Consider the following 6149-nt stretch of genomic DNA (forward strand, 5'->3'; position numbering starts at 1 on the left):
ATCGCCCCGTCGGTCCCTCAGCTCGCGCGTCGGCTCGGCGCCGACCTGAGCCGTCGCGCGTCCTACGCGGCGGGGGTGCCCCGGGGCCCAGCCGGCCGTGAGGCCCTGTCCATGACCTCCCGGCTCCTCGTCGTCACCGACGGCCACGGTGAGGACGCCGTCGATCTGCCCCGCCCCGACGACACGGTCGGCCTGCGGGGCATGGGTGTCACCGTCGTGCACCTGCTCGAACAGCGTGTCCAGGAGCCTGGACACGTCGGCGTCCGGATCACCGTCGAGGGCGACCAGGTCGTCATCGAGGACCTGCGCGAGCCCGAACCCTCCGGCGCCCACGGCACCGTCGACGAGGTCGGCGTCTCCTTCGCCGAGGGCCTGGCCCGGATGCTGGCGCCCCTGCGGCTGTCCTCCGAGGCGCTGGGGGGCTCCCCTCTGCCGGGCACCACCGACTTCGCCGGTCTGCTCGGGATCGACGACGTGGCGCGCCTCGACCTGGCACAGCTGTGGGCCCCACGCGGTGAACGCGCCTTCCTTCGCGTGCCCCTCGGCATCAGTGACACGCACGAGCCGGTGCTGCTCGATCTCAAGGGCCCCTCCGAGCTCGGCACGGGCCCGCACGGGCTGTGCGTCGGAGCAACCGCTTCGGGCAGGTCCGAGCTGCTGCGCTCCCTCGTCCTCACCCTGGTGACCACGCACCCGCCCGAGGACCTCGCCCTGGTCCTCGTCGACCACGGGGGCGGTGCGGTCTTCGCCCCGTTCGCCATGCTTCCCCACGTCGCCGGTGTCATCACCGGCCTGGAGAATCACGCGTACCTCATCGAGCGTCTCCACGCCTCCCTGGCCGGTGAGATGCGGCGCCGTCGACAGGTCCTCGACGACGCGGGCGACGTCGCCGACATCGGTGAGTACACCGCGCTGCGCTCCGAGGAACGGCCCGATCTGGACCCGCTGCCGCATCTGCTCGTCGTCATCGACGAGTTCGACGAACTCCTCGGCACCAAGCCCGACTTCGTCGATCTGCTCCTTTCCATCGGACAGCACGGCCACTCCATCGGTGTGCATCTGCTCCTGTCCGGCCAGGACATCGAGGACGACAGCCTCAACGACCTGGAGGCATGTCTCTCGTACCGGATCGGTCTGCGCACCTTCTCCGGAGACGAGTCGCATACGGTCCTGGACACCACGGACGCGTTCCGCCTGCCGCCGCTGCCGGGCTTCGCCACCCTCAGGGACGGCACGGGTCATGACGAGCGCTTCAAGGCCTGCTATGTCTCCGGCGGCTACCGGGGCCCCCGGAAGCCTGCGGACGAGGTGATGGGCAAGCCTCTCGCCTTGGCGTACGAGGCGTTCAACACCCTCTCCGCACCGGATGCCCCGGGCCCGGTCCAGGAGGCGTCCGGGCACCGCGGGACCGGGCCGACCGAGTTGGACATCGTGGTCGAACAGCTGGAGGACGCCGCCGCGGCGGTAGACAGCATCTGGCTGCCACCGCTGCCCGCCGCGCTCGCCCTCGACAAGGCCGCCGGCCCGCTGGAAACCGGCCCACGCGGCATGCAGCTGGCCGGACGGCGGGGCCCGCTCCAGGTTCCGCTCGGGCTGCTCGATGATCCGGCCGCACAGTGGCAGGGACAGTGGTACCTGGACCTCACGGCTGCCGGCGGCCACGCCGCCGTCATCGGCGGCCCGCAGTCCGGCAGGACGACTCTCCTGCGCACGCTGGTCCTGTCCCTCGCGCTCACCCACACTCCGCAGGAGGTCGGTGTCTACGGCCTCGACCTGGCCGGTGACGGCCTCCAGGTGCTCTCCGGCCTGCCGCACGTCGGCGGCGTCGCGGGACACGCCGACCGCGAACGCGCGGCACGTACGGTCGAGATGGTGCGGGGCATGCTCGAATCGCGCGAGGACCTCTTCCGCGAGCACGCCGTCGAATCCGTCGGGCATCTGCGCGCCCTGCACCGGACGGGTGGGCTGCCCCAGCTGGCGTCTGCGGAGATCGTGCTGGTCATCGACGGTTTCGACGCACTGCGCGACGACTTCGACGAACTGGACGACACGGTCGTCGAGCTCCTGGAGCGGGGCGGTGACTACGGCATCCACATCGTCGCCGGGGTGCCCAGCTGGAACGACGTGAACACGGTCGCCCAGGCCTCGTTCGGCACCCGGGTCGAGCTGTGCCCGGAGGACCCCGGCGAATCCGGCATCGATCACCAGCACGCCGGGACTCTGTCACCCGACGGACCTGGCCGCGTCCTGACCGACAGAGGGCTCTTCGCTCGGACCGCGCTCCCCCGTACGGACGGACTCGCGGACGCCACCGATCTGGAGGCGGTCCTCGACCGCACGGTTCGTACGGTCCGCGCCGCCTGGAACGGCGAGGTCGCCCAGCCCGTCCTGGTGCTGCCCCGCGTCCTGGAACCGCACCTGCTCCCCGGCCGGGCCGCCGAGCCCCGGCAGGTGCCGATCGGCCTGGACCAGGACGCACTCACCCCTGTGCTGCTCGATCTCTTCCGCCAGGACCAGCACCTGTTGGTCCTGGGCGACAGCGAGTGCGGCAAGACGACTCTCCTCAGGACCGTCATCCGCGGTCTCGTCGACCGCTACAGCGAGGACGAGCTGGTCTTCGCCGTCATGGACCCGAAGCAGGGTCTGCGCGGTGTGGTCCCCGAGGAGTTCGACGGCGGTTACGCCTACAACGCCAAACTGTGCGAGGGTCTCGCCGCCGGACTCGCCATCGAGCTGGAGAAGCGGCTGCCGGACGACAGCACTCCGCTCGAAGACCTGGAGCCCGGCAGCTGGGGCGCCGGCCCACGGATCGTGGTGATCGTCGACGACTACGACGTACTGATGACGGACCGCCATTCACCGCTCGACCCGTTCGTACCGTACATCCACTCGACGGTGGACATCGGTCTCCACTTCGTCCTGTCGCGCCAGGTGACAGGCGCGTCATGGGGCATGTACGAGCCGCTGGCCCACGGCCTGCGCGAGTCGGGAGCAACCGCCGTCCTCATGTCCGGCGACCACAGCGAGGGCCAGCTGTTCCCGGGGGTGTACGCACGCCGGCAGCCGGCGGGCCGAGGCGTGCTCATCCGCAAGGGCTGGTCGAACCGCCTGATCCAGACGGTGTACACGCCCGAATGAGACAAGGCCCCCGGCCCGCGGCTACGAACGGCCGAAGTGTACGGGGCCGGCGGTCCGGGCTCGGGCACCCCGGCCCCGCCACCGTCCGGGCGCGAGACACCCGGAGGCTCCGGCCTGTCCAGCGCCACGCAGGTCAGCTGCGGGGCAGCACGCCCAGGAGGGTCGCCGTCAGGGCCGACTTCAAGTTGTCCTTCAGCTCCAGGTGGAAGCGGGCCAGGTCGGGCTCGGCCTGGTAGGCCGCCTGCAGGCTGGGCGGCGGTGTGCTGTACGCCGACAGCGCCCCTGCCATGACCATGGTCTGCAGGCTGAACAGCGTCGCGTTCTCGCCCAGCTCCGGCAGGTACTTCCGGATCAGGGCGGTCATGGTCGTCAGGCGGTCCAGGGAGGCGCGCTTGTAGCGTGCCACGACCTCGACGGAGACGTTGTGTTCCAGGACGCTGCCCTGCGCACCGAAGAGCTCGCACAGCACCACCCGGCCGGAAAGCGAGCGGCTGAGGACCTCGGCCACCGCTGACGCCCGCTCGGTCATGGGCAGGTCTTCGTCGGTCCCGGCGGCCAGTTCGCCGGCCAGCTCCGTCAGCCACTCCCGCAGGAAGCGGTCCAGCAGCTCCAGCAGCACCGCCTCGCGGGACTCGAAGTAGCGCAGCACGTTCGGCTTCGCCAGGCCTACCCGGCGGCTGAGCTCGTTCAGGGTGACCGCGGCCACGGGCATCTCGTCGAGCATCGCCGACGCCACGTCGAGGATCGCCCGTCGGCGGATCTCCCGCTGCTCCTCGGTTCGCGCCCGCTGGAAAGTCACGACCACCAGCCTAACTTAGGTACCTGCGGTACGTTGACAACGTACCGAGAGTACTTTAACGTCACCACCACAAGATACCTTCGGTACGTTAGACAGTGGGGACCTGACATGAGCGAGAAGTGGACGACGGCGGACATCCCGGACCAGCGCGGGCGGGTGGCCGTGGTGACCGGGGCCAACACCGGACTGGGGTACGAGACGGCCAAGGCGCTCGCCGAGCGCGGGGCGTCCGTGGTGCTCGCCGTGCGCGACGTCGAGAAGGGCGAGCGGGCGGCGGCCCGTATGACCGGCGACGTCACCGTGCAGGCGCTGGACCTGACCTCGCTGGACTCCGTCCGGACCGCGGCGACCACGCTGCGGTCCCGGCTGGACCGGATCGACCTGCTCATCAACAACGCCGGCGTGATGTACACCCCGAAACAGACCACCCGGGACGGCTTCGAGATGCAGTTCGGCACCAACCACCTCGGCCACTTCGCGCTCACCGGGCTGCTGCTGGACCTGATGCTGCCGGTGCCCGGCTCCCGCGTGGTGACGGTCAGCAGCACCGGCCACCGCATCCGGGCCGCGATCCACTTCGACGACCTGCAGTGGAAGCGGTCCTACAACCGGGCCGCCGCCTACGGCCAGTCCAAGCTGGCCAACCTGATGTTCACGTACGAGCTGCAGCGCCGGCTCGCCACGCACGGCACCACCGTCGCGGTGGCCGCGCACCCCGGCATGTCCAGCACCGAACTCGCCCGCAACACCCCCGCGGCCCTCCGGCTTCCCCTCACCTGGCTCGCGCCGCTGATCGCCCAGACACCGGCGATGGGCGCGCTGCCGACCCTGCGCGCCGCCACCGACCCCGCCGCGCTCGGCGGCCAGTACTACGGCCCCGGCGGACGCAACGAGGTCATGGGCCACCCCCGGCTGGTCACCTCCAGCCCGAAGTCGTACGAGAGAGCCGTCCAGCAGCGGCTGTGGGCCGTCTCCGAAGACCTCACCGGGGTGAAGTTCCCCGTCGTCGGAGCCGAGCAGAGCTCGTGCGCGTCCGGAGCCGCGGTTCGTCGAGCGGGTCACCATGCCGATCCTGACCCGCGAGGCTGACCGCCCCCGCGAGCACCCGACGCACCGACGCGCTCGTCCGTCCGGTACCTCTGCGCGGGCACCGCGTCCTCTCCGAGCGCGGGCCCCTGCCGGGAGTCCGGCAGGGGCCCACGGTGCAGGGAGCCGCGGAGAGCCACGGCCTGTCCTCGACGAGCGGCAAGCCGGCCGGTATCGGCTACTGCCCGCTGCCGGCCCGGCGGGCCGGCCTCACCTCAGATGCCGGGTGAAGAACCGGGCTGCGGCGTCCCCCGCGAACTGCGGGACACCGGTGTGCCCGCCGAGATGGGCGTGCAGGGACTTCTCCTCGGAGCCGAAGGCGTCGAACAGGTCCAGGGCCGCCTGCCGGTCGTTCCCTTCGTCGTCCCACTGCACCAGGACGTGCGGTGAACAGGCCGGGTCGAAAAATGACGGGAAGCCCAGGCCGCGGTCTGCTAGGAATACGGACTCCAGCCCGTCCCCAAGGACTTGGATGCCATGCCTCGCGCCGTCACGCTCATCCGTTCCACCGCCCTGTCCGACGTGGCCGAGTACGCCTACGCCGCCACCGCTCCCGCCGGCGCACGGCTGATCTTCCTCGCCGGGGCGTGCCCGCTGAACGAGGACGGGTCCACGGCGGCGATCGGTGACTACGCCGGCCAGGCGGCGAAGGCCGTCGAGAACATGAAGACCGCGCTCGCAGCAGCGGGGGCCGGCCTGGAGGACGTCGTCAGCACACGCGTACTGGTCGCCTCCACGCGGCAGGAGGACCTGGGGACCGCCTGGAAGGTGGTCCGGGACGCCTTCGGCGACCACGACGTCCCGAGCACGCTGTTCGGCGTCACCGTTCTCGGATACGCCGGCCAGTTGGTGGAGATCGAGGGCGTCGCCGCCGTGCTCGACTCCTGATCGCCCGGCGGCCCCCCTCCACCGTGAGCCACCCAGCGGGTGAAGACGCGCCCGTGAGACGCCCACAGCTGCGAAGACCGGGCAGAGCAGGGCCGGCCGGCGGACACCGTGCAACAGGCGGCAGGAGGGGTGGTCCAGGCCGTGCCGCATCGGCGCCGAGCCGGGGGCACAGGCCGGCGCGCCGGCGTACGAGGGGGCGGCCTCCGTCGCCATGGCCCCGGGGGCCGCCGCCCCGGCC

The 6149-nt window shown here is 71.3% G+C and carries 4 protein-coding genes and 1 pseudogene; 3 read left to right on the plus strand and 2 right to left on the minus strand.

What is annotated here, in order from left to right; all coding sequences use genetic code 11:
- Nucleotides 1-3138 (plus strand): type VII secretion protein EccCb (gene eccCb, locus VN520_RS29185; RefSeq protein ID WP_325749948.1); only part of this gene is annotated, 3138 nt, incomplete at its 5' end.
- 133 nt (nucleotides 3139-3271) lie between these two features.
- Here the strand turns inward: eccCb and VN520_RS29190 are convergent.
- On the minus strand, nucleotides 3272-3937 hold the full coding sequence (locus VN520_RS29190) for a TetR/AcrR family transcriptional regulator (RefSeq protein WP_325749949.1): 666 nt from the start codon (nucleotides 3935-3937) through the stop codon (nucleotides 3272-3274).
- Nucleotides 3938-4045: 108 nt separating this feature from the next.
- On the opposite strand from VN520_RS29190, the gene VN520_RS29195 reads away from it, so the two are divergent.
- A complete protein-coding gene (locus VN520_RS29195) occupies nucleotides 4046-5026 on the plus strand; it encodes an SDR family NAD(P)-dependent oxidoreductase (protein WP_325749950.1) in 981 nt (326 codons plus the stop codon).
- A 207-nt stretch (nucleotides 5027-5233) separates the two neighbouring features.
- Here VN520_RS29195 and VN520_RS29200 read toward each other — a convergent pair.
- Nucleotides 5234-5407 (minus strand): annotated as a pseudogene (locus VN520_RS29200) (alpha/beta hydrolase); the annotation flags it as partial.
- A 93-nt stretch (nucleotides 5408-5500) separates the two neighbouring features.
- On the opposite strand from VN520_RS29200, the gene VN520_RS29205 reads away from it, so the two are divergent.
- Nucleotides 5501-5911: a RidA family protein gene (locus tag VN520_RS29205; RefSeq protein ID WP_325749951.1), complete on the plus strand. Its 411-nt coding sequence runs from the start codon at nucleotides 5501-5503 to the stop codon at nucleotides 5909-5911.
- Nucleotides 5912-6149 lie beyond the last annotated feature (238 nt).

The organism is Streptomyces sp., from assembly GCF_035563135.1.
Lineage (GTDB): Bacteria > Actinomycetota > Actinomycetes > Streptomycetales > Streptomycetaceae > Streptomyces.